General features: G+C 69.3%; 20 protein-coding genes. 5 read left to right on the top strand and 15 right to left on the bottom strand.

Annotated features, from left to right (window positions below; translation table 11 throughout):
• Positions 1–61 precede the first annotated feature (61 nt).
• A complete protein-coding gene (locus tag JHD82_RS17530; protein WP_199137800.1) occupies positions 62–1,327 on the bottom strand; it encodes an MFS transporter in 1,266 nt (421 codons plus the stop codon).
• Positions 1,328–1,373: 46 nt separating this feature from the next.
• A complete protein-coding gene (locus tag JHD82_RS17535; protein WP_199137802.1) occupies positions 1,374–1,901 on the bottom strand; it encodes a RidA family protein in 528 nt (175 codons plus the stop codon).
• A 129-nt stretch (positions 1,902–2,030) separates the two neighbouring features.
• Here JHD82_RS17535 and soxR point away from each other — a divergent pair, with 129 nt between their 5' ends.
• Complete coding sequence (gene soxR / locus JHD82_RS17540; protein ID WP_012203120.1) at positions 2,031–2,501, top strand: redox-sensitive transcriptional activator SoxR; 471 nt, start codon at positions 2,031–2,033, stop codon at positions 2,499–2,501.
• A 23-nt stretch (positions 2,502–2,524) separates the two neighbouring features.
• On the opposite strand, the gene JHD82_RS17545 is transcribed toward soxR, so the two are convergent.
• The gene (locus JHD82_RS17545) at positions 2,525–3,736 is read right to left on the bottom strand and encodes an MFS transporter (protein ID WP_374191651.1); all 1,212 of its coding nucleotides are present in this window, start codon (positions 3,734–3,736) and stop codon (positions 2,525–2,527) included.
• Positions 3,737–4,013: 277 nt separating this feature from the next.
• Between JHD82_RS17545 and JHD82_RS17550 the strand changes: the two genes are divergently transcribed.
• Positions 4,014–4,487 (top strand): hypothetical protein, encoded by a 474-nt coding sequence (locus JHD82_RS17550; protein ID WP_013804323.1) that lies wholly within the window; start codon positions 4,014–4,016, stop codon positions 4,485–4,487.
• A gap of 51 nt (positions 4,488–4,538) precedes the next feature.
• On the opposite strand, the gene JHD82_RS17555 is transcribed toward JHD82_RS17550, so the two are convergent.
• Positions 4,539–5,489: a diguanylate cyclase gene (locus JHD82_RS17555; RefSeq protein ID WP_199137810.1), complete on the bottom strand. Its 951-nt coding sequence runs from the start codon at positions 5,487–5,489 to the stop codon at positions 4,539–4,541.
• Positions 5,490–5,605: 116 nt separating this feature from the next.
• Complete coding sequence (locus tag JHD82_RS17560) at positions 5,606–6,670, bottom strand: serine/threonine protein kinase (RefSeq protein ID WP_199137818.1); 1,065 nt, start codon at positions 6,668–6,670, stop codon at positions 5,606–5,608.
• Between JHD82_RS17560 and JHD82_RS17565 the strand changes: the two genes are divergently transcribed.
• Positions 6,669–7,472 carry a 2'-5' RNA ligase family protein gene (locus JHD82_RS17565; RefSeq protein WP_050771826.1) on the top strand — a complete coding sequence of 268 codons (804 nt, stop codon included), beginning with the start codon at positions 6,669–6,671 and terminating at the stop codon, positions 7,470–7,472. The two genes, JHD82_RS17560 and JHD82_RS17565, sit on opposite strands and share 2 nt — an antisense overlap.
• Here JHD82_RS17565 and JHD82_RS17570 read toward each other — a convergent pair whose 3' ends face one another.
• The 4 genes from JHD82_RS17570 to JHD82_RS17585 all read right to left on the bottom strand — a co-directional run bounded on the left by JHD82_RS17570 (position 7,473) and on the right by JHD82_RS17585 (position 10,281).
• A complete protein-coding gene (locus JHD82_RS17570) occupies positions 7,473–7,889 on the bottom strand; it encodes an organic hydroperoxide resistance protein (protein ID WP_012203126.1) in 417 nt (138 codons plus the stop codon). It abuts the gene before it with no gap.
• Between the two features lie 64 nt (positions 7,890–7,953).
• Positions 7,954–8,421 carry a MarR family winged helix-turn-helix transcriptional regulator gene (locus JHD82_RS17575; RefSeq protein ID WP_065345319.1) on the bottom strand — a complete coding sequence of 156 codons (468 nt, stop codon included), beginning with the start codon at positions 8,419–8,421 and terminating at the stop codon, positions 7,954–7,956.
• 93 nt (positions 8,422–8,514) lie between these two features.
• Positions 8,515–9,330, bottom strand: coding sequence for a crotonase/enoyl-CoA hydratase family protein (locus tag JHD82_RS17580; protein WP_199137820.1), 816 nt, complete (start codon positions 9,328–9,330; stop codon positions 8,515–8,517).
• 102 nt (positions 9,331–9,432) lie between these two features.
• The gene (locus JHD82_RS17585; RefSeq protein ID WP_013804319.1) at positions 9,433–10,281 is read right to left on the bottom strand and encodes a 3-hydroxybutyryl-CoA dehydrogenase; all 849 of its coding nucleotides are present in this window, start codon (positions 10,279–10,281) and stop codon (positions 9,433–9,435) included.
• Positions 10,282–10,437: 156 nt separating this feature from the next.
• Between JHD82_RS17585 and JHD82_RS17590 the strand changes: the two genes are divergently transcribed.
• Positions 10,438–12,030: a GMC family oxidoreductase gene (locus JHD82_RS17590; RefSeq protein WP_199137822.1), complete on the top strand. Its 1,593-nt coding sequence runs from the start codon at positions 10,438–10,440 to the stop codon at positions 12,028–12,030.
• Here JHD82_RS17590 and JHD82_RS17595 read toward each other — a convergent pair.
• From JHD82_RS17595 to JHD82_RS17620, 6 genes are all read right to left on the bottom strand, one after another.
• A complete protein-coding gene (locus JHD82_RS17595; protein WP_199137824.1) occupies positions 12,027–13,295 on the bottom strand; it encodes a GGDEF domain-containing protein in 1,269 nt (422 codons plus the stop codon). The two genes, JHD82_RS17590 and JHD82_RS17595, sit on opposite strands and share 4 nt — an antisense overlap.
• Before the next feature lie 62 nt (positions 13,296–13,357).
• Entirely contained in the window at positions 13,358–14,854 is a 1,497-nt protein-coding gene (locus JHD82_RS17600) for an AMP nucleosidase (protein ID WP_012203132.1), read from the bottom strand.
• Between the two features lie 3 nt (positions 14,855–14,857).
• On the bottom strand, positions 14,858–16,936 hold the full coding sequence (locus tag JHD82_RS17605; protein WP_199137826.1) for a bifunctional diguanylate cyclase/phosphodiesterase: 2,079 nt from the start codon (positions 16,934–16,936) through the stop codon (positions 14,858–14,860).
• Between the two features lie 172 nt (positions 16,937–17,108).
• Positions 17,109–17,612 carry a heme-binding protein gene (locus JHD82_RS17610; protein WP_170962090.1) on the bottom strand — a complete coding sequence of 168 codons (504 nt, stop codon included), beginning with the start codon at positions 17,610–17,612 and terminating at the stop codon, positions 17,109–17,111.
• A 161-nt stretch (positions 17,613–17,773) separates the two neighbouring features.
• Positions 17,774–18,415, bottom strand: coding sequence for a response regulator transcription factor (locus JHD82_RS17615; RefSeq protein WP_013804314.1), 642 nt, complete (start codon positions 18,413–18,415; stop codon positions 17,774–17,776).
• A complete protein-coding gene (locus tag JHD82_RS17620; protein WP_199137828.1) occupies positions 18,412–19,977 on the bottom strand; it encodes a sensor histidine kinase in 1,566 nt (521 codons plus the stop codon). Before JHD82_RS17620 ends, JHD82_RS17615 begins: the two co-directional genes overlap by 4 nt.
• A gap of 73 nt (positions 19,978–20,050) precedes the next feature.
• Here JHD82_RS17620 and JHD82_RS17625 point away from each other — a divergent pair.
• On the top strand, positions 20,051–20,783 hold a 733-nt coding region (locus JHD82_RS17625; RefSeq protein ID WP_199137830.1), incomplete at its 3' end, for a cation diffusion facilitator family transporter.

Raw genomic sequence — 20,783 nt, forward strand, 5'->3', positions numbered from 1 at the left:
GCGCAAGACGGCACGTTTGAAGTGCATTCTTGCGCAGCGTGCCGCAGGCTGGTGCTCTTTCTTACGCGCGGCCCTGTTGTCGATCTGCCTGGCCCGTCTGGAGTGCCTGGCGCGCGAGGGACCTGTCCCAGGCCACGACGGCCAGCGTGGCCAGGCTCAGAATCAGGCCTGCCACGCTGGCACCTGTCCATCCCCAATGCAGCCAGACCGCCGAGCCCACGGCCGAGCCTGCCGAGGCGCCGATGAAATAGCCCGTCATATAGACCGCATTGATGCGCGAGCGCGCCAAGGGTGCCAGCGCATAGATCACGTTCTGGTTGCTGATGTGCAGGGCCTGCAGCGCGGCATCGACGATGAGCAGTCCCGCCAGAAACCACCACAGGCTGGTGCCGCCCAGCCACAGCGCCCCCCAGCCCGCCAGCATCAGCAGGCCGCCGGCCAGCGTGGTGCGCTGCTCCAGCCCCCGGTCGGCCAGCCGGCCGGCCATGTTGGCCATGAGGGCGCCGGCCACGCCGACCAGGCCGATGAGGCCGATCTGCGCATCGCCAAACCCGTAGCCCGGCCCGGCCAGCAGCAGCGCCATGGTCGAGAACAGCACGCTCACCGTGGCAAAGCCCATGCCGCCGATCAGCGCCCGGCTGCGCAGGCGCGGCTGCTCGCTCGCCAGCGTGAGCAGGGAGCGCATCACCGCGCCATAGCCTATGGGCTGGGCCGGTTTAGCAAGGGGCAACGCGCGCCGCAGCAGCAGGGCCACGCCGGCCGTGGCCAGGGCGCCCACCCAGTAGACGGAATTCCAACCGCCCAGCTCCGACAACAGGCCCGCCACGCTGCGTGCCGCCAGGATGCCGATCAGCAGCCCGCTCATGACCAGCCCCACGGCACGCCCGCTGGCGCCGGGCGCCGCAAAGCTGGCCGCCATGGGCACCAGCACCTGGGCCGCGACCGAGAACAGCCCGGTCATCAGCGTGCCCGCCGCCAGCAGCGCAAAGCTGTGCGCCATGCCGCTGGCCAGCATGCCCAGCGCGGCCAGCAGCATCAGGCCCAGCACCAGGCGGCGGCGTTCCAGCATGTCGCCCAGCGGCACGAGCAGCAGCAGTCCCAGCGCATAGGAGACCTGGGCCATGGTCACCGTCAGCGAGGCACGCGCCTCGCTGATGCCCAGGTCGATGGCGATGGAGTGCAGCAGCGGCTGGTTGAAGTAATTGGCGCCCGCGCACAGGCCGCAGGCCGTGGCCATGAGCAGCAGGGTGCTCTGTGGCAGCACGGGTGTGGCGGTGGCCTGCATGGGCGGGGAGGGCTGGGCGCAAGCCTGGGAGGATCTGTTCATCTGACGAATGCCTGTGTTATCTGTTTATGGGTGGCAAACGGATGGCTCAGACCCACAGCGGCGGCCGTGCGGGCTGGGCGTGGGCGGGCAGTGCGGCCACGGCATCGACCTCGATCAGCATGCCGGGCAGGGCCAGCCGGGGCACGGGGATCAGGGTGCAGGCCGGAAAGCGCGGCAGGGTATTGCTGGGGGCGCCATCGCCGGGGGCGCCGTCGCTCCAATGCAGGCGCACGGCGGCCTGCCAGTCGTTGAAGCGGGCCTCCGAGTGGTCGACGATGAGCAGGGTCAGCTTGACCACCTGGCCCATGTCCGCGCCCGCCGCCTGCAGCGCCAGTTTGAGGTTGGACAGCGCCTGCTGCGCCTGGGCCGCGAAGCTGTCGGGCAGGTCGCCCGCCTGGTTCTCGCCGCCCTGGCCCGAGACGAAGGCCCATTGCGCCGGCTCGTGCACGGTGACCACATGGGTGTAGCCGTTGGGCGTGGCGTCGTAGAGGCCGGCGGGCTGCAGATGGTGCAGTTGCGGGGCCGAGGAAGCGGCGGGCTGTGCCGAGGAGGTGGCAAGTGCGTCGTGTGGCATGTATGGCTTGGAGTCTGAGAGTGGGCCGGACCGGGCGGCGAGGCTTGCCAGTGTGAAACCTCAACCAAAGTTGAGGTCAAATGCAGGCCTGCTTGGACCTATTTTTCCTGCGCCTATTTTCCTGTTGCCATGAATCTGTCTTCTGCCGGTGTCACCGCGTCCGACCATGACGGGCCGGCCATCCTTTCCGTGGGCGAAGTCGCCCGGCGCAGCGGCATCACCGTCTCGGCCCTGCATTTCTACGAGCGCCAGGGGCTGATCGAGAGCCTGCGCACGCCCGGCAACCAGCGCCGCTATGCGCGTGCCGTGCTGCGGCGCGTGGCGGTCATCAAGGTGGCCCAGCGCATGGGCGTGCCGCTGGCCGAGATTGCCGAGGCGCTGCAGGACCTGCCCAGCGGCCGCACGCCCACGCAGGCCGACTGGGCCGCGCTGTCCGCGCGCTGGCGCCACGCGCTGGATGCGCGCATCCAGGGCCTGACCCAGCTGCGCGACCAGATCGACGGCTGCATTGGCTGCGGCTGCCTGTCCCTCAAGGTCTGCCCGCTGCGCAATGACGGCGACTGCCTGGCCGAAGACGGGCCGGGACCGCACTTTCGCTGAACAGGCATGCGCCCTTGGCGGAACTAGTGCTTGGGCATGGGCAGCGTGGGCGTGCGCGTGCACATCCAGCACAGCCAGCCGGCCAGCGCACCCATGACGATGCAGTAGGCGACCAGGGCCTCGGTGATGCCGATATGGTCCGAGAGCCAGCCCAGGCCGAGGATGGGCACGATGGTGCCCAGGTAGCCGACCACCAGGTACGTGGACAGCAGGCCCGTGCGCGTGGCCGGCGTGGAGACCTTGTTGACGATGGACATGCCCGCCAGGTTGCACAGGCCGTGGCCCGCCGCCGTGGTGATCACGCTGAGCGCGAACAGCAGGGCCGAGCCCGCGAAGCTGTTGACCAGCAGCAGGAGGTTGCAGGCCACCAGGCAGGCAAAGCCCACAATGGCCGAGCCCTTGGTCGGGCGCGGGCGCGCCAGGTACTGGAAACCCGCCGAGAGGAACAGGATCACGCCGATGGACAGGCCCGAGACAGCCGGCCCGTGCCAGGGCACCATGCGCTGCATGAAGCTGGGCGCCAGCGATGCGAACAGGCTGAACATGCCGAAGGCGCAGAACGCGCACATGCCGCCCAGTGCGTAGTGGCGCGCAAAGCGCCGCTCCGGCAGCGTGATGGTGGGCATGAAATCGCGCCAGTGCAGCGCGCGTGCCTGGGTGGATGCCAGCTCGGCCGGCTCGGCGATGCGCACCTGGTACAGCGCATAGATGGCCAGCAGCCCCAGCCCCAGCGAGGGAATGTAGGCCGTGACCAGCGGCCAGGGCAGCCACTGCGCGATCAGCCCGCCCACCACCGGCCCCAGCCCGAAGCCGAAGGCAATGGTCAGGCTGGTCGTGGCCGCGGCGCGCTGCAGGTCGCCCCGGTTGTTGAGCCGGGTCATGCCCACCGAGGCCGAGGTGGTGATCAGCCCCGAAGCCACGCCGATCACCACGCGCCCCAGCGCAAAGCTGGGCACGTTCCAGGCCACGGTGGAGGCCAGCACGCCCAGCGTCATCAGGATCAGCCCGGCGCGCAGCACGGTGACAAAGCCGAAACGGTCGGTCAGCCGGCCCAGGAACAGCAGGCTGGCCAGCGCGCCGAACATATAGGCCACGAAGATCTGCGTGATGTGGCTGGGCTGCAGCCCCCAGGCCTGTTGGTACAGGGGGTACAGCGGGCTGGCCAGGGCGGTGCCCATGACACCCACGCACATGGAAAAACACACCCACGCATAGGGTGGCCAACGGGTTTGCATAGAAAAGGGAGCGAAAAGGGAGCGCGAAGAAAGCGAAGGGAAAGCGGCGCCGCGCAGGCCTGGCGCCACCGGGGCGCCACGGCACTGTCCGGGAGCGCATGCAATCTGGAATGACCCGCAGGCCAATGGGTGAATTCTAAGAAACCCGCGTGTCCTGAGTGTTTCGCTGCCTCCGAGCCCCTGGCATGGACCCGGGCATACCGCTGGCATCGTGCGCCGGGCGGGCGGGTGTACCCTGTGGCCGTCCCTGTGTTTTCCCTTGTCCAGAGAGTCCTGCATGCCAGTTCCATCCTCCGCCTTCATGACCTCCCAGCCATCCCGCAAGGCAGCGTGGACCGCGCTTGGCGCCTGCGCGCTGCTGCTGGCCGGCTGCGGCTCGGTGGGCGGCGGCGTGGGCATCGGAATTCCGGTCGGCCCCGTGTCGGTGGGCGTGGGGCTGGGCAGCGGCGGGCTGAGTGCCGGGGTCGGCACGGGCGTGGGCCCGGTCGGCGTCGGTGTCGGCGTCAACCAGAGCGGCCAGGTGCTGGGCAGCGCAGGCGTGGGCGCCTCCACGGGTGTGGGTGGCGCGCGGGTCGGCGTGGGCGTGGGCTCATCCACCGTGCTGCACGATCCGCAACGCTCCAACGTTCAACCGGCCCCGGCCCCGGAGCCAGCGCCTGCCGCCCCGCCTCAGACCCCGGCCGGCCAGGTGCAATGGCGTGATGCCAGCGGTCAGGTCGTGCCGACCTGCCGCGTCGATGGACGTTGCTGAGCCGGTGCGAGAGGGGGGAAAGGCGCGTAGCGCCTCAGGGGGTGTTTCCTGTCACCCCGCCCAGACGATGCGGTCGCGACCAGCGTTTTTTGCGAGATAAAGGCGCCGATCGGCATCGGCCAGCAGTTGCTGGGCACTGTTGGTGGGCGAAGGCGCAATGCAGGCCACGCCCAGGCTCACGGTCAGCGCCTGGCCCAGGGGCGAGGCGGCATGGGGCAGGTCCAGCAGCCTGAGCGCATCGACGATGCCCTGCGCCACCAGCACCGCGCCATCCAGCGCCGTATGGGGCAGCAGGCAGACGAATTCCTCGCCCCCATAGCGCGCCAGCAGGTCGCCCGGCCGGTGCAGTGCGCCCTGAATGGCCTGGGAGATCTGGCTCAGGCATTCATCGCCGACCAGATGGCCGTAGTGGTCGTTGTAGGCCTTGAAGTGGTCCACGTCCATCATCACCAGCGACAGCGGCTCGCCCAGGCGCTGCAGGCGCATGAACTCGCGCTCCAGCTGGGCACTGAAGAAACGCCGGTTGGCCACGCCCGTCAGCCCGTCGCTGTGCGACAGCAGCTGCAGCATCTGGCGCTGCTGCGCAATCTCCAGATGCGTGCGCACGCGTGCCTTGAGAACGGCCGGGCGAAAGGGTTTGGTCACGAAATCCACGGCGCCCAGGTTCAGTCCCAGTTCCTCGCAATGGGGCTCGGTCAGCGCGGTGAGGAAGATGATGGGGATATGCGCGGTCTGCAGGTCGGCCTTGAGGCGGCGGCAGACCTCGAAGCCGTCCATCCCGGGCATGCGGATGTCCAGCAGGATGAGGTCGGGCTGGTGCTGGTGGGCCAGGGCCAGGGCCTCCTCGCCGGTGTAGGCCACAAGCGGGCCGCACAGATCCTTGATCACCTGGCAGATGACGGTGGCGTTGTCCGGAACGTCGTCCACCACCAGCACCTTTTGCGCGGCAGGCAAGGGCTGTAGCGGGTTGGGCAGCGATGGTGGGAAGGCGGAGTAGGACATGGCCGATGGGATTTCGGGCCGAGAATACCCCGGAACCCGCAGCCCTGGATAGGGCGCCGCGGGCCTGGACAATTTGTAAAGATATCTGTCTTCGGGAGGCAGGCAGCCCGGTGGCCTCAGGCGTATAGAGGCTCTTCCTGCATGGCCTCGATCTGCTCGTTGAGCATGTCCACCTGCCCGCGCCAGTAGTCGGGCGTGCCGAACCAGGGGAAGTTGATGGCAAAGATCGGGTCGTCCTGGCGCCGCGCCAGCCAGGCGCTGTAGTGGATCAGGCGCAGCGTGCGCAGCGGCTCGATCAGGGCCAGCTCGCGGCGGTCGAAGGGACGGAACTGCTCGTACCCATCCAGCAGGGCGCCCAGCTGGCGCGTGCGCTGGCCCCGGTCGCCCGACAGCAGCATCCACAGGTCCTGCACGGCCGGGCCGGTGCGCGCATCGTCCAGGTCCACGAAATGCGGGCCGCCGCGGCCGTCGTCGTCCAGCGGCGTCCACAGCACGTTGCCGGGATGGCAGTCGCCGTGCAGGCGCAGCGTGCGCGCGCTGTGCAGGCCGAAGTGGCCGGCTGCGCTCAGGCCGTCGGCAGCGGGGGCCATCAGGTCCAGGGCGCGCTGGCAGGCGGCCTTCCAGGTGGATTCCACCTCCAGCGGAATCATTTGCCGGTCCAGCAGCCATTGCATGGAGTCGTGGCCGAAGGTGGCCAGATCCAGCGCGGGCCGGTGCGCAAACGGACGGGCTTCGCCCACGGTATGGATGCGGGCCAGGAAGCGCCCGGTCCACTCCAGCACCTCGAAGTCGTCCAGCTCGGGCGGACGGCCTCCGCGCCAGGGGCTGACCGAGAAATCAAAGCCCGCGTGGCTGTGCAGCGTGGCGCCTTCCAGCACCAGCGGGGGCACGGCGGGCACTTCGGCGGCCGTCAGCTCGGCGCTGAAGGCGTGCTCTTCCAGGATCTGATCGCGGCTCCAGCGGCCCGGGCGGTAGAACTTGAGCACGACGCGATCGCCGTCCTCCAGTACGGCCTGGTAGACGCGGTTCTCGTAGGAGGCCAGGGCCGTGAGCCGGCCGTCGCCCCACAGGCCGACCGAGGCCAGGGCGTCGAGCACCACGTCGGGCGTGAGGCGGGCATAGGCGTGCGAGTCGTCGTCGGAGACGACATTCAGATCAGGATCGTGCGGTGTGGCGGACATGGGGCGATTGTCGCCGGGCTGGCTTAAGCTGTGCGGCTGCCTAGCCTTCGCCGATTCGCCCGCCGTGCCGCTGCTGCCCCATTTCCTGCAATCCCATGCCATAGCGAGCGCCAGCGCCAGTTCCAGCGCGGCAGGCGCATCCGACGACTGGAGCGGCTGGCATCTGGGCCGGCGCCGCTATGCGGTCTGGGTGCTGGAGCTCCAGGCGCTGGGCCCTGCCGAGGGCGAAGCCGTGCGCCGCGCCTGTGCGCAGGCGCGCCAGGCCCTGGACGCTGCGCTGGTTCCGCGGTACGAGCGGCAGCTGCATGTGACCCTGGCCACGGCCGGTTTTCTGGATGGCGATGCGGCCCTGCCGGATGCCTACGGCGCGGCGGAACTATCGCGCGACTTGCGCGCGCTGCAGGACCTGCCGGCCGCACCGCTGCAACTGGAGTTCGGCGGCTGGGGCAGTTTCGAGATGGCGCCGTATCTGCAGGTGCGCGACCGCAGCCAGGGCGGGCCCACGCTGGGCATGCTGCATGGTGCACTCAGGCCGGCAAGACCCGAACTGGCGCTGACCGAGGCGCTGCGCCCCTACGTGCCCCATGTGACGCTGGGCGCCTGGAACGCCGCTTGGCCACGCGCCCAGGTGCTGCAATGGATAAGCGGCCTGCCGGTGCTGGAGCACTGGCAGGCCGCCGTGGGCGAGATCGCGCTGGTCAGCTATGCGGCCAACGCCTTGCACGGCCCGCTGACCTGCCATGCACGCTACGACCTCCGGGGTCGCAGGCTGCAATGGCGGGAGCGGCCGGGCTGGGCCTGATCAGACCAGGGTGATCTGCACGTCGATGTTGCCGCGCGTGGCGTTGGAGTAGGGGCAGACCTGGTGGGCTGCGTCCACCAGGGCCTGGGCGGCGGCCTTGTCCATGCCGGGCAGGCTGACCTTCAGGCGGGCAGCGATGCCGTAGGCGTTGGGGATGGTGCCCAGGTCCACTTCGGCGTCGATGGACAGGTCCTGCGGCAGGCTGATCTTCTGCTTGCCGGCCACGGCCTTGATGGCGCCGATGAAGCAGGCCGAGTAGCCTGCGGCGAACAGTTGCTCGGGATTGGTGCCCGTGCCGCTGGTGCCGGGCGAGGAAAGGGTCACGTCCAGGCGTCCGTCATCGGTGCGCGAGGCGCCGTCGCGGCCGCCGGTGGTGTGGGCACGTGCGGTGTACAGGACTTTTTCGAGCTGGGCCATGGTGTCTTCCTTTTGCAAAGTTGTCCGGCTGTGCGGACGGGTGGAGGAAATCGGCAATCCGTTATCAGTCGCTGCGGCGCGGCGCCAGCCGCTGGCGCAGTGCGCCGAGTTGCTGCGTCAGCGCCTGCAGCTCGGGCAGCGTGCACTGCGTGCTTTGCAGCACGCAGGCGGGAATCTTTTCAGCCGCATCGCGCAGTGCCCGGCCTTGCGGGGTGAGCGTGATGCGCACGCGGCGCTCGTCCTGCGCATCGCGCACCCGCTCCAGCAGGTTCGCGCCTTCGAGCCGCTTGAGCAGCGGCGTCAGCGTGCCCGAATCCAGGGTCAGCTGCTCGCCGATCTCCGACACGGTCAGGCCGTCGCGCTCCCAAAGCACCAGCATCACCAGGTACTGCGGATAGGTCAGGCCGATGCCGTCGAGCAGGGGCTTGTAGAGCTTGGTCATGGCCAGCGACGCCGAGTACAGCGCAAAGCAGACCTGGTTGTCCAGGCGCAGAAGCTCGGGGGTGTCGGTGGGCAGGGCGTTGCGTGGCATGGGTGGAATTATTGCTGTCAATTAAATTGTGCACAACTTAATTGATGAAATCCCTCCAGATCGGAGGGGGAAGATCGGGAGGGCGAGAAAGGCCTATCGGCCCGTGAAGCGCGCGGGGCGTTTCTCGATGAAGGAGCGCACGCCTTCGGCGGCATCCTCGCTGCTGGCCAGGCGCTGCTGCACGGGAATGAAGTCGGCCACTGCGGCGGCCTGGCCCAGCTCGATGGCCTTGAGCACATTGAGCCGCGTGGCCACCACGGCCTGCGGGGCCTGGGCGGCAATCCGCTCGGCAATGCGCAGGGCCTCGGCCAGTTCCTCGCCGGCCGGCACCACCTTCTGCACGAAGTTCAGGCGATAGGCCTCGGCGCTGTCGAACTCATCGGCCGTGAGCAGGTGCAGCATGGCATTGCCCACGCCCGCACGCTCGGCCATGCGCAGCGTGGCGCCGCCCGTGGGCATGATGCAGCGCTGCACTTCCAGCTGGGAAAAACGGCAGTCATCGGCCGCGACCACGATGTCGGCGCCCAGCATCAGCTCGATGCCCACCGTGAAGCAAATGCCCTTGACCGCCACCACCATGGGCTTGGCGCGGCGCCGGTAACCGACCAGGCCGTAGTCGTGCGGCTCCACCAGGCCTTGCGGAATGGCCTTCCTGCCCGAGCGCAGGTACTCCGCCATCACCGGCAGGTCCAGCCCCGCCGTGAAATGGCTGCCAAACGCATGCAGCACGCCCACGCGCAACTCGGGATCGTCGTCCAGGCGCGTATAGGCCTCGGCCAGCTGCTGGAACATGGGCGGCGTCCAGCCGTTGCGCTTGGCGGGGCGGTTGATGCCGAGCAGCAGCACATGGCCGCGCACTTCGCAGCTGATGCAGCCTTCGGGCGGCGGGGTGGGGGTGTTGATGTCCATGGTTGTCTCCTGCGCATGGACCTTAGAGCAGGCCGCTGGAGGGCGCAGTCGCGCAGAAGACGGCCGGCCCGAGCGGGCCGGCAGGCAGGCAAAGGCCGTGTATCAGTAGCTGTACACGCCGCGGCCCGTCTTGCGGCCCAGGCGGCCGGCGGCCACCATTTCCTTGAGCAGGGGGCAGGGACGGTACTTGCTGTCGCCGAATTCCTTGAGGTAAACCTCCATCACGGCCAGGCACACGTCCAGGCCGATCATGTCGGCCAGGGCCAGCGGGCCGATGGGCTGGTTGCAGCCCAGCTTCATGCCGGCGTCGATGTCCTCGGCCGATGCCAGGCCTTCGGCCAGCACGAAGAAGGCCTCGTTGATCATGGGCACCAGGATGCGGTTGACCACGAAGCCGGGGGCGTTCTTCACGGTGATGGGGCTCTTGCCCAGGCGCTCGGACAGTTCCTTGACCGTGGCGTGCGTCTCGTCGCTGGTCTGCAGGCCGACGATGATCTCCACCAGCGCCATCATGGGCACGGGGTTGAAGAAGTGCATGCCGATGAACTTGTCGGCACGGCCCGTCACGGCGGCCAGCTGGGTGATGGAGATGGACGAGGTGTTGGTGGCGACGATGACATCGGCATCCAGCAGGGCGTCCAGCTGCTTGAGGATCTTGACCTTGAGCTCGTAGTTCTCGGTGGCGGCCTCGATGACCAGTTGCGCGCCCTTGAGCGCCGCGTAGTCGGTCGATGTCTTGATGCGGGCCAGGGCGGCGGTCTTCTCTGCCTCGGTCAGCTTTTCCTTCTTGATCAGGCGGTCCAGGCTGCCCGAGACGGTGGCCACGCCCTTTTGGACGGCGGCCTCAGAGATGTCCACCATGACCACGTCGATGCCCGATACCGCGCAGGCCTGCGCGATGCCGTTGCCCATGGTGCCTGCGCCGATGATGCCTACGGTTTGAATTGCCATGACTGTCAGTCTCCTCAAACGAACAAAGTGAATGCGAACGTGAATGCGATCCGGCGATCGTAGCGGGATTCGGAGCATCCACCGGGTTTGCCCCGGCTTGCGGCGCCGCGCAGGCGACTGCAACAGTGGATGGTTACACCGCAGGGGAGGGGAGACATGCTGGACTACATCGTGATCGGAGGGGGATCGGCGGGCTCGGTGCTGGCCGGGCGGCTCAGCGAGGATGCCGAGACGCAGGTGGCGCTGCTGGAGGCCGGGCCCCCCGACTCCAGCGTGCTCATCCATTGTCCGGCGGGCATGGCCGCCATGGCCAAGGGCGGGCGCCACAGCTGGGGCCTGTCCACCGTGCCGCAGCCGGGCCTGGGCGGGCGGCGTGGCCACCAGCCGCGCGGCAAGGTGCTGGGCGGCTCCAGCGCGGTCAACGCCATGGTCTATGTGCGCGGCCAGCCGGCCGACTACGACCATTGGGCGGCCCAGGGCAACCCGGGCTGGAGCTGGAGCGAGGTGCTGCCCTATTTCCTGCGCGCCGAACACAACGAACGCGGCGCCGATGCCTGGCATGGCGCGGGCGGGCCGCTGAACGTGGCCGACCTGCGCGATCCCAACCCGCTGTCCCGGGCCTTCGTGCAGGCGGGCGTGCAGGCCGGCCATGCGCACAACGCGGATTTCAACGGCCAGGCGCAGGAGGGCGTGGGCCTGTACCAGGTCACCCAGCGCAACGGCGAGCGCCACCACGTCGCCAAGGCCTATCTGGCGCCGCACCGTGCCAGGCCCAATCTGCGCGTGGAAACGGGTGCCCAGGTGCTGCGCATTCTGTTCGAGGGCCGGCGCGCCGTGGGCGTGGAGTACCTGCAGGGCGGTACGGTGCAGCAACTGCACTGCCGGCGCGAGGTGCTGCTTTGCGGCGGCGCGCTGTTGTCGCCGCAGCTGCTGATGCTGTCTGGCGTGGGGCCGGGCGATCACCTGCGTTCGCTGGGCATCGATGTGGTCCACCATCTGCCCGGCGTGGGCGCCCATCTGCATGACCACCCGGATGTGGTGCTGGTGGTCGATGGCGCGCAGCTGACCGACAGCTTCGGCCTTTCACTGGGCGGTGCGCGCAGATTGCTGGCCGCCGTGGGCCAATGGCGCAGCCAGCGGCGCGGCATGCTGACCACCAACTTTGCCGAGGCGGGCGGCTTCATCCGCAGCAGCCCTGGCGAGCCTGCGCCCGATCTGCAATTGCATTTCGTCGTCGCCAAGCTGGTGGACCACGGGCGCAAGACGGTCTGGGGCCATGGCTATTCGCTGCATGTCTGCGTGCTGCAGCCGGCCAGCCGGGGCAGCCTGCGCCTGGCCAGTGCCGACCCGCTGGCCCTGCCGCTGGTGGACCCGGCCTTTTTCTCCGACGCGCAGGACCTGCGGCGCATGGTGAACGGCGTGCGCCGCGCCCGCGAGATCCTGGCCCAGCCGGCGCTGGCGGCCCTGGGCGGGCGCGAGATGCCGGCCTCGGCCGGCGCGCAGGACGATGCGGGCATCGAGGCCTTCATTCGCAGCCATGCCGACACCATCTACCACCCCGTGGGCAGCTGCCGCATGGGGCCGGGGCCCATGGACGTGGTCGATGCGCAGCTGCGTGTCTACGGCATCAAGGGCCTGCGCGTGGTCGATGCCTCGGTCATGCCGCGCATCGTCAGCGGCAACACCAATGCGCCCACGGTGATGATCGCGGAGAAGGCGGTGGACATGATCCGCCACGGCGCGCGCTAGGTGCCTGGCGTGCGCCCGTGCGCCATGGCCTGCTCCGGGATGGAGGCCGACGGCTGCGGCCCCTGCTCCTCGGACGCGGCCACCGGACTCAGCCGCACCTGCGTCCAGCAGTCGCGCCCGCGGCGCTTGGCGGCGTAGAGGGCGGCGTCTGCGGGGGCCAGCATCAGTTCCAGGCACAGGCCGTTCCAGGCCTGGGGTGCGTGGGCGCAGCCGGCGCTGAAGCGCACTTCGAAGCCCAGCACCTTGCGCGAGGCCTGCAGCAGCGCGGACTGCAGGCGGGTGCACAGGGTGTCCACGCCGTCGTCCGTGGTGTAGAGCAGCAGGCAGAACTCCTCGCCGCCCCAGCGCGCGGCGATTTCGTCGCTGCGCAGCTGCTGCTGCAGCAGGCGGGCGAACAGGCACAGCGTCTGGTCGCCCACGGCGTGGCCGTGCTCGTCGTTGACATGCTTGAAGTGGTCCAGGTCCAGCATCACCAGGGCCAGGGCCTGGCGGTGGCGCTGGGCATGGGCCAGCATGGCGGGTGCGCGCTCCAGCAGGGCGCGGCGGTTGGGCAGCCCGGTGAGCATGTCCTGCAAGGCCAGGTCGCGCAGTTGCTGGCTGGTCTCGTCGCGCCAGGCCACGAGCACGGCCACCATGAGCAGCGTGCTGCTCAGCGTGGTCAGCAGGGCGAAGATCTGGTTGGCGCCGCTGTCTGCGGTGAAGCTGGGCAGGAAGGGCGTGGCCAGGGCCAGGTAGCTGCGCACGAACAGCATCAGCCCCATGAAGGCGGCCACGCCGCACATCAGGTAGCGCCAGCTGCGCGCCACGGGCCGCTGTGGGTCCAGGCACAGGCCGGCCAGCGCCATCAGGCACAGGCCATGGACGGCGCTGAACCAGCCGGTGCGCAGGGCCGGCTGGGGCAGCAGCAGCGCAAAGCCCAGCGGCCCCAGCACGCACAGCGCGATCAGGCCGCGTTCCAGCAGCACCGGGCGCGGCCCCAGCCATTCGCGCAGGGCGCGCGCCATCTGCCACTGGGCGGTGGCGGCCAACGCCGCCGCGCCCAGCGACAGCAGGTCACGTCCCATCAGGCCTTGGGGCAGGCGGCTGGCGATCAGGATGAGGATCCATGCCAGGGCCTGCATCAGGAAGAAGTGCTGCGCATGGCGCGCCGCACCGCTGACGCGCCGCCCCATGGCCAGCGGCAGGGCGGCCGACATGGCCATCATGTTGATGGCCACGACGGCAGTCATGGAGAAAAAGTCCAGGGTGGGCAGCGTGGATGGCATGTGCGTCCCTGGATGGCGGTGCGAAGCGTGGCCCGTGAGAAGCGGTGGCCGGTGGCGGGGCGCTACTGGAACGCCACCTCCGCGAAGCTGCGCAGCTTGCGGCTGTGCAGGCGCTGGGTGCCGCCTTCGCGCAGGATGTCGATGGCGCGCATGCCGATGCGCAGATGCTGGTCCACGCGCTCGCGGTAGAAGTGGTTGGCCATGCCGGGCAGCTTGATCTCGCCGTGCAGCGGCTTGTCGGACACGCACAGCAGCGTTCCATAGGGCACGCGGAAGCGGAATCCGTTGGCCGCGATGGTGGCGCTTTCCATGTCCAGCGCCACGGCGCGGCTCTGGCTGAAGCGCAGCTGGGGCAGGTTGTTGGGCAGCAGCTCCCAATTGCGGTTGTCGGTGCTTGCCACGGTGCCGGTGCGCATGATGCGCTTGAGGTCGGGCCCGTCCATCTGCGTGACGTCGGCCACGGCCTGCTGCAGGGCCAGCTGGATCTCGGCCAGCGCGGGAATGGGCACCCACAGCGGCAGTTCCTCGTCCAGCACATGGTCCTCGCGCACATAGGCGTGGGCCAGCACGTAGTCGCCCAGTTGCTGGCTGTTGCGCAGGCCCGCGCAGTGGCCCAGCATCATCCAGGCGTGCGGGCGCAGCACGGCGATGTGGTCGGTGATGGTCTTGGCATTGGCCGGGCCCACGCCGATGTTGACCATGGTGATGCCACTGTGGTCGGCGCGCACCAGGTGGTAGGCCGGCATCTGCGGCAGGCGCGGCGGCGGCGTGCCCAGCTCGTCATTGGGCTGGGCCGGCAGGCCGGTGCGGCGCGTGACCACGTTGCCGGGCTCGATGAAGGCCACGTATTCGCTGTCCTCCCGGGCCATCTCTGCGTGGCCCAGGCGGATGAATTCGTCGATGTAGAACTGGTAGTTGGTGAACAGCACGAAGTTCTGGAACCACTCGGGCTGGGTGCCCGTGTAGTGGCGCAGGCGGTGCAGCGAGTAGTCCACGCGCGGGGCGGTGAACAGGGACAGCGGCAGGGCCTCGCCGGGATGCGGGCGCCAGGTGCCGTTGGCAATGCCGTCGTCCATGGCTTCGAGGTCGGGCAGGTCGAACACGTCGCGCATCAGCTGGCGCCGCTCGCGCGTGAGCGTTCCCTCGATGTGGTCGTTCTCGGCGAACGAGAAGTGGATGGGAATGGGCTTGTCGCTCAGCCCCACCTCCAGCGGCACGCCGTGGCTCTTGATCAGCAGGCGGAACTGCTCGGCGTAGTAGCGCGAGAACAGGTCGGGCCGCGTGAGCGTGGCCTCGTGCGTGCCCGGGCCCTCGACGAAGCCGTAGGCCAGCTGCGTGTCGGCGCGCGCCACGGTGCTCGTGTGCATGCGAACGAAGGGGTAGTAGGCGTGGACGGGAGCGGCCGGGGTTTCGCCGGAGACGAAGCGCTGCATGTTCGAGCGAAGGTGCTCTATCTGCTCCCGGTAGATCTGCTGTACGTGCTCCAGGGCCCGCTGGGGGTCGGTGTGCAAGGTGGCTGCGGCCCTGGAGGCCTGCGAGGGGTTGTGAAGCAAAACCATGGGCTATTGTCGTTGGACTGGATGACTGTTGTGCAATTGCCAGGCGCGCGCCCTCTCGGCCGGCAGGGGGGGCGCCACAAGGTATCCCTGCATCATGCCGCAGCCCAGCTCGCGCAAAAGCGCCAATTGGGCAGGTGTTTCCACGCCTTCCGCCACGATGTCCAGGTGCAGGCTGTGGCCCATCTGCACGATGGCGGTGACGATGGCCGTGTCGTCCTCGCTATCGGGGACGTCGGCGATGAAGGAGCGGTCTATCTTGAGCTGGTTGATCGGGTGGCGGCGCAGGTAGGCCAGCGAGGAGTAGCCGGTGCCGAAGTCGTCGATGGCCAGGCCCACGCCCAGGGCCTGCAGCGCCTGCAAGGTGTCCTGCACCTGCCCGCTGGTGTGCATCAGCGTGGACTCGGTCAGCTCGATGTGCAGCCAGCGCGCCTCCAGCCCCGTTTCCTCCAGCACCTGTGCCACCTCGCGCGCCATGTCGCGCTGGCGGAATTCCAACGCCGAGAGGTTCACGGACAGCGGCACCGGCGCCAGGCCCTCGTCCTGCCACTGGCGCGCCTGGCGGCAGGCCTCGCGCAGCACCCAGTGGTCTATGGCCGAGATCAGGCCGCGCGCCTCGGCAAAGCCGATGAACTCGCCGGGCAGCACCAGGCCGCGCTGCGGGTGGCGCCAGCGCACCAGGGCCTCGAAGCCCGCCAGCCGGCCATCGGCCGTGAAGGTCTGGGGCTGGTAGTACAGCTCGAACTCGCCGCGCTCCAGCGCGCCGCGCAGCTGCTGCTCCTGCATCAGCATCTGGGCCTGGGTGGCCTGGCCGTCCTGGGCGGGTGCATAGAACTGCAGGTTGCGGCGGCCGCTGTCCTTGGCCATGTGCATGGCGCTTTCGGCGCGGTTGAGAAGCTCTTCGGCGTTTTTCCCGTCGCCGGGGTACATGGCGATGCCCATGCACGGCGAGATCACCAGCGGCGTGCCATCGATGGCGCAGGGCGCCTCGATGATGCGCTGCAGGTGGCTGGCCTGTGTCTCGGTTTCCTGCGGATCGGGATCATCGGTGAGCACGACCACGAATTCGTCGCCGCCCACGCGCGCCACCAGATCATGGGCGCGCACGCTGCCGCGCAGGCGCTGGGCGACCTCGCACAGCAGCAGGTCGCCGGCCTGGTGGCCCAGCGAGTCGTTGATGGTCTTGAAATGGTCCAGGTCGATGAGGAGCACGGCCAGCGTGCGCTGCTTGACCGAGGCCAGCGACAGCGCCTGGCGCAGCATCTGGATCAGGCGCACCCGGTTGGGCAACTGGGTCAGCTGGTCGTGCTGGGCCAGGAAGTCCATGCGCTCTTGCGCCAGCTGGCGCAGCGTGATGTCGCGCACCAGCACGATGCGGTAGGGCCCGCCCTCGGCCGGCATGGTCTTGGCCTCGATCTCCACGGGGATGCGGTGGCCGTCCTTGTGCTGGATGGCGCCGTCGAAGCGGTCCTCGCGGCCGCTGCGCATGTACTGCAGTGCGTAGAGGCGGAATTCGGGGCAGATGTAGTCGAGGATGGGGCGGCCGGTCAGCTCGTCCAGCGTGTAGCCGGCCAGGCGGGACAGGGCCTCGTTGCCGTCGATGATCAGGCCGTCGCGGTGCATGACGATGGCCTCAGTCGTGACCTCGGTGAACTTGCGCATGCGCTCTTCGCTGTCGCGCACCTTCTGCGCCACATGGTGGTGGTGGCTCACGTCGGTGATCTGCACCACGGCGCCCTGCAGCTGCCCGTGCTCGAAATGCGGCATCAGCAGCGATTCGATATGGCGAGGCGGTCCATCCGGCTGTGGCACCTCGCGCTCGTAGCGCACATGTTCGCCGCGCAGGCCGCGCTCCACATGCTCGGCGATGAGCTGCCACACGGCTTCGCCCACGATCTCGCGCACGGTCTTGCCGATCGCCTCGGCGGGCGTCAATCCGAAATTGCGTGCGTAGTTGATGTTGGCGAAGCGGCAGCGCAGCGTGCGCGCATCGAAGTAGGCCAGCATGGCCGGAGCCGTATCTGCTATCAGCCGCAGCAGCGTATCGTTGGGCCCCGTGATTTGCGCATCGACGTTCTCTGGCATTCGTCCCCCTCGCTGGGGATTTATAGCGGAATCGCCGAGATTTTGATAGCGCTCTTGTGCGAGGGTGAGCGGCCGCTGACGCGAGGGAGCGCGTGCGGCTGTCGAGCCTCCGGGGCGGCCGTGGCGGCTTGTCTTTTTTTTGCAGCGCCGCATCACGTGCGGCGCGGCTTCTTTACTTGAGCAGGTCCTGCACCTGGCCCAGTGCAGCCTGGGCGCACTTGTCGTCCAGATGGCCGCCGGGCGCGCCGCCGATGCCCACGGCGCCGATCACCTCGTTGCCCACCTTCACCGGCAGGCCGCCGCCCAGCAGCAGGTAGCCGGGAATGTTCACCAGGTTGGCGGCGCCGGGGTTCTTCTGCGCGCCTTCCATGATGGCCAGCGTGCTGTTCTTGGCCGATGCGGCCGTATAGGCCTTCAGCCGGCTGGCCTCCAGCGTGTGGGGGCCGGCATTGTCGGCGCGCTGCACGGCGCGCACGGTGCCGGCACGGTCCACCACGGTGGCGGTGACGGCATAGCCGTCGGCGGCGCAGGCGGCCACGCTGCGTGCGGCGATCTGGTTGGCCAGCTCCAGCGACATGTTCTTTTCCGTGCGCACGGCCTCGGCCTGGGCGGCGGTGGTGATCAGGCCCAGGGTCAGGGCAGCGAGGGTGGCGAGCTTGGTGGCGTGGCGTTGCATGGTCTTCTCCTTGGGGGGGCAGGACGGCCCGGGCCACAAGCCCGGACGGCATGCATGCACTGTAGAAAATGCCGCCGCCGCACACCATTCGGACGGCTACGCGCGGCGCTGCGTAGAAATACGGAGAAGCCAGGCGCGCTGCTGGGCGAGGAGGTGGCGCCTCAGGCGCCTGCCGCCGTGTCCGCCAGGCTGGCGTAGCGGCGTATAAGCTGGGCCAGGCTGGGCGCCTCCAGCTTGGCGAAGAGGTTGGCCCGGTGCGTTTCCACCGTGCGCGGCGACAGCTCCAGGCTGCGGCCTATCTCCTTGTTGGTCAGGCCCTGCACGATCAGCGCCAGCACCTCGCGCTCGCGTGCCGAGAGCTGGGCGAAGCGCTGCTGCGCATCGCGGTCGGCCTGCTGGCGTTCGCGCGACTGCACATGCTGGCGCACGGCGCCTTGCAGCGCGTCGATCAGCACTTCGTCGTCCACGGGCTTTTCCAGGAACTCGGCCGCGCCGGCCTTGAAGGCGCGCCGGCACATGTCCACCGTGCCATGGCCGGTGAGCATGATCACGGGCTGGTCCACGCCCTGCTCCACCAGCCGGCCCAGCAGGGCCAGCCCGCCGATGCCGGGCATGCGCACGTCCATCACGATGGCGCCTATGCCCTGGCGGTCCAGCCCTTCGAGAAAGGCCAGCGGATCGGCCCAGCACTGCACGCGCAGGCCCACGGTGCCGATCAGCAGGGCCAGGCTGTCGCGCACGGCCTCGTCGTCATCGACCAGATGGATCAGCGGGGACAGGTCTTGGGCAGGCGCGGCGGTCATGGGTTCGGTGGTGGTGGTGTGGATGCGGTGGGGGCGGCGCGTGCCGTGGATGCATTGGCGCATGCACTGGCGCACGCCGCAGGCAGCAGCAGCTCGAAGCGGGCTCCGCTGCCCGGTCCCGAGGCGGCCAGCTCCAGGCTGCCGCCCATGGATTCGGCCAGGCTCTGGCTCAACGTCAGGCCCAGGCCCAGCCCCTGGGTGCGGCCCGTGGCAAACGGGGTGAACAGGCGCTGGCGCATCTCGGGCGCCACGCCGGGTCCGCTGTCCTGCACCGCCACCAGCAGGCGGGTGTCGCGTCGTTCCAGCTCCACCCGCAGATGGCGTGTTGCGGGCGGCTGCTCTTGCATGGCCTGCAGCGCATTGACCAGCAGGTTGTGCAGTATCTGCTGCACGGCCACGGGGTCGGCCTGGGCGGCGGGCAGATCGGCGGCCTGCACTTTCATCTGCACCTTGACCTGGACCTGGCGGCGCCGCAGCTCGGGCTCCAGCAGATAAAGCGCTTCGGCAACGGCCTGGTTCAGATCCAGCGGCTCGGCCTGGGGCGCAAGCCCCGGTTGCTCCACCAGGCGACGCAGCCGGCCTACCACGGCGGACGCGCGCTTGGCCTGCTCGGCCGCCTGCGTCATGGCCTGGCGGGCGGCGTCCATCTCGGGCGGGTCCTCGGCCAGCAGGCGGCGCGCGGCCTGGCTGTTGGACAGCACGGCCGTCAGCGGCTGGTTCAGCTCATGCGCCATGCCTGCGGCCAGTTCGCCCAGCGTATTGAGCCGTGCCACCTGGCCCAGCTGCAGCAACTGCTCGGCGCGGCGGCGGGCCACGCGCTGGCGCAGCAGGGCGCGCAGCGCGGCCACGGCCAGCGCACAGCCCAGGGCCCAGCCCAGCATGGCCGTCCAGGGCAGCACCGAGGCGTCCAGCGGCTGGCGCAGGTACAGCACCAGCGGCTGGCTGGGTGAGGCCAGGGTCTTGCTCACCTCCCAGGACCATGTGTTCCAGCCTGGCGAGCCGGTGCTGCCGGGCTGGATCAGGAATTCCTGCCCGCCCAGGGCCAGCCAGGCGCGCACCGGGCTGGTGGCCGGTGGCATGGGCCATTCGTCGGCGGGAATGGTGGCTCTCAGGTCCAGCAGCAATGCATAGCTGGCCGGCAGCCCGGCCTGCACCAGGTACAGGCGGCCCCGGGTGAGATCGGCCAGGGCCAGTTCGGCATGGCCGCTGGCCTGGGAGCGGCGCTCGGCCTCGGCCATGCCGTGCGGCCAGGGCGCGGGCCAGGACTCGCCTGCGGCGGCCGAGCGGCGCGCCACATCCAGCACCTGCGGATACAGGCGCGGCAACTGCTTCCACGAGGTCTGGTCGGTCGCGGGCTGGCGCGGCTGCAGCAGCGCCAGCGTGCCCAGGATGGCATCGTGCTGCACCATGCGCTGGCTCAGCAGCCGGTGGGCAATGCGGGCATCGGTATCGAAGACCTCGCGCAGCGACTGCAGGCGCCCATGCGCCAGCCAGGCCGCGCCGCAGCCTGCGGCCACGGCCCAGGCCAGCACCCACCCCGCTGATCGCTGCCATCCATTCATGGCGCGGATTCTGGCATGCGGCCCGCGCAGGCAGTGGTCTAATCCGCAGCACCCCCACCTATCGCAGCGCAGCATGGCCGAGTCCACTCCATCTACCGCCAACGCACCCGACTGGATGGCGCCGCACAGCCTGCTGCGCATCTCGGTCGTTGTGGCGCTGCTGACCATCGTGCTCAAGACCCTGGCCTGGTGGCTCACGGGCTCGGTGGGCCTGCTGTCGGACGCGCTCGAATCCTTCGTCAACCTGGCCGGTGCCGTGTTCGCGCTGACCATGGTCACCATCGCCAAGCGGCCGGCCGACACCGATCATCCCTATGGCCACCACAAGGCCGAGTACTTCTCTGCGGGCTTCGAGGGCATCCTGGTCATCGGCGCCAGCCTGGCCATCGCCTGGGCGGCGCTGGCGCGGCTGTGGAACCCGCAGCCGCTGGAGCAACTGGGCTGGGGCCTGGCGCTGTCCGTGGTCAGCTCGGCCCTCAACGGCCTGCTGGCGGTGGCCATGCTGCGCTCGGCGCGCCAGCACCGCTCCATGGCGCTGGAGGGTGATGCCCGCCACCTGCTCACCGATGTCTGGACCTCGGCCGGCGTCGTCATCGGCCTGATCGGCGCATCGCTGACGGGCTGGCTGTGGCTGGATGCGGCCGTGGCCATAGGCGTGGCGCTCAACATCTGCGTGCAGGGCGCACAACTGGTCTGGCAATCTTCCCAGGGCCTGATGGACCAGGCGCTGGACGCGCCCGAGCGCCTGCGCATCGACGCCGTTCTGGACCGCCATGCGCACCGCGACCAGGGCGTGGTCTTTGACA

The sequence above is a fragment of the Delftia sp. ASV31 genome (assembly GCF_016428765.1).
Classification (GTDB): Bacteria; Pseudomonadota; Gammaproteobacteria; order Burkholderiales; family Burkholderiaceae_C; genus Comamonas; species Comamonas acidovorans.

Coding starts and splice junctions, on each gene's coding strand:
- JHD82_RS17530 (WP_199137800.1), bottom strand. CDS start 1,327: ATGAACAGATCCTCCCAGGCTTGCGCCCAGCCCTCCCCGCCCATGCAG.
- JHD82_RS17535 (WP_199137802.1), bottom strand. CDS start 1,901: ATGCCACACGACGCACTTGCCACCTCCTCGGCACAGCCCGCCGCTTCC.
- soxR (WP_012203120.1), top strand. CDS start 2,031: ATGAATCTGTCTTCTGCCGGTGTCACCGCGTCCGACCATGACGGGCCG.
- JHD82_RS17545 (WP_374191651.1), bottom strand. CDS start 3,736: ATGCAAACCCGTTGGCCACCCTATGCGTGGGTGTGTTTTTCCATGTGC.
- JHD82_RS17550 (WP_013804323.1), top strand. CDS start 4,014: ATGCCAGTTCCATCCTCCGCCTTCATGACCTCCCAGCCATCCCGCAAG.
- JHD82_RS17555 (WP_199137810.1), bottom strand. CDS start 5,489: ATGTCCTACTCCGCCTTCCCACCATCGCTGCCCAACCCGCTACAGCCC.
- JHD82_RS17565 (WP_050771826.1), top strand. CDS start 6,669: ATGGGGCGATTGTCGCCGGGCTGGCTTAAGCTGTGCGGCTGCCTAGCC.
- JHD82_RS17560 (WP_199137818.1), bottom strand. CDS start 6,670: ATGTCCGCCACACCGCACGATCCTGATCTGAATGTCGTCTCCGACGAC.
- JHD82_RS17570 (WP_012203126.1), bottom strand. CDS start 7,889: ATGGCCCAGCTCGAAAAAGTCCTGTACACCGCACGTGCCCACACCACC.
- JHD82_RS17575 (WP_065345319.1), bottom strand. CDS start 8,421: ATGCCACGCAACGCCCTGCCCACCGACACCCCCGAGCTTCTGCGCCTG.
- JHD82_RS17580 (WP_199137820.1), bottom strand. CDS start 9,330: ATGGACATCAACACCCCCACCCCGCCGCCCGAAGGCTGCATCAGCTGC.
- JHD82_RS17585 (WP_013804319.1), bottom strand. CDS start 10,281: ATGGCAATTCAAACCGTAGGCATCATCGGCGCAGGCACCATGGGCAAC.
- JHD82_RS17590 (WP_199137822.1), top strand. CDS start 10,438: ATGCTGGACTACATCGTGATCGGAGGGGGATCGGCGGGCTCGGTGCTG.
- JHD82_RS17595 (WP_199137824.1), bottom strand. CDS start 13,295: ATGCCATCCACGCTGCCCACCCTGGACTTTTTCTCCATGACTGCCGTC.
- JHD82_RS17600 (WP_012203132.1), bottom strand. CDS start 14,854: ATGGTTTTGCTTCACAACCCCTCGCAGGCCTCCAGGGCCGCAGCCACC.
- JHD82_RS17605 (WP_199137826.1), bottom strand. CDS start 16,936: ATGCCAGAGAACGTCGATGCGCAAATCACGGGGCCCAACGATACGCTG.
- JHD82_RS17610 (WP_170962090.1), bottom strand. CDS start 17,612: ATGCAACGCCACGCCACCAAGCTCGCCACCCTCGCTGCCCTGACCCTG.
- JHD82_RS17615 (WP_013804314.1), bottom strand. CDS start 18,415: ATGACCGCCGCGCCTGCCCAAGACCTGTCCCCGCTGATCCATCTGGTC.
- JHD82_RS17620 (WP_199137828.1), bottom strand. CDS start 19,977: ATGAATGGATGGCAGCGATCAGCGGGGTGGGTGCTGGCCTGGGCCGTG.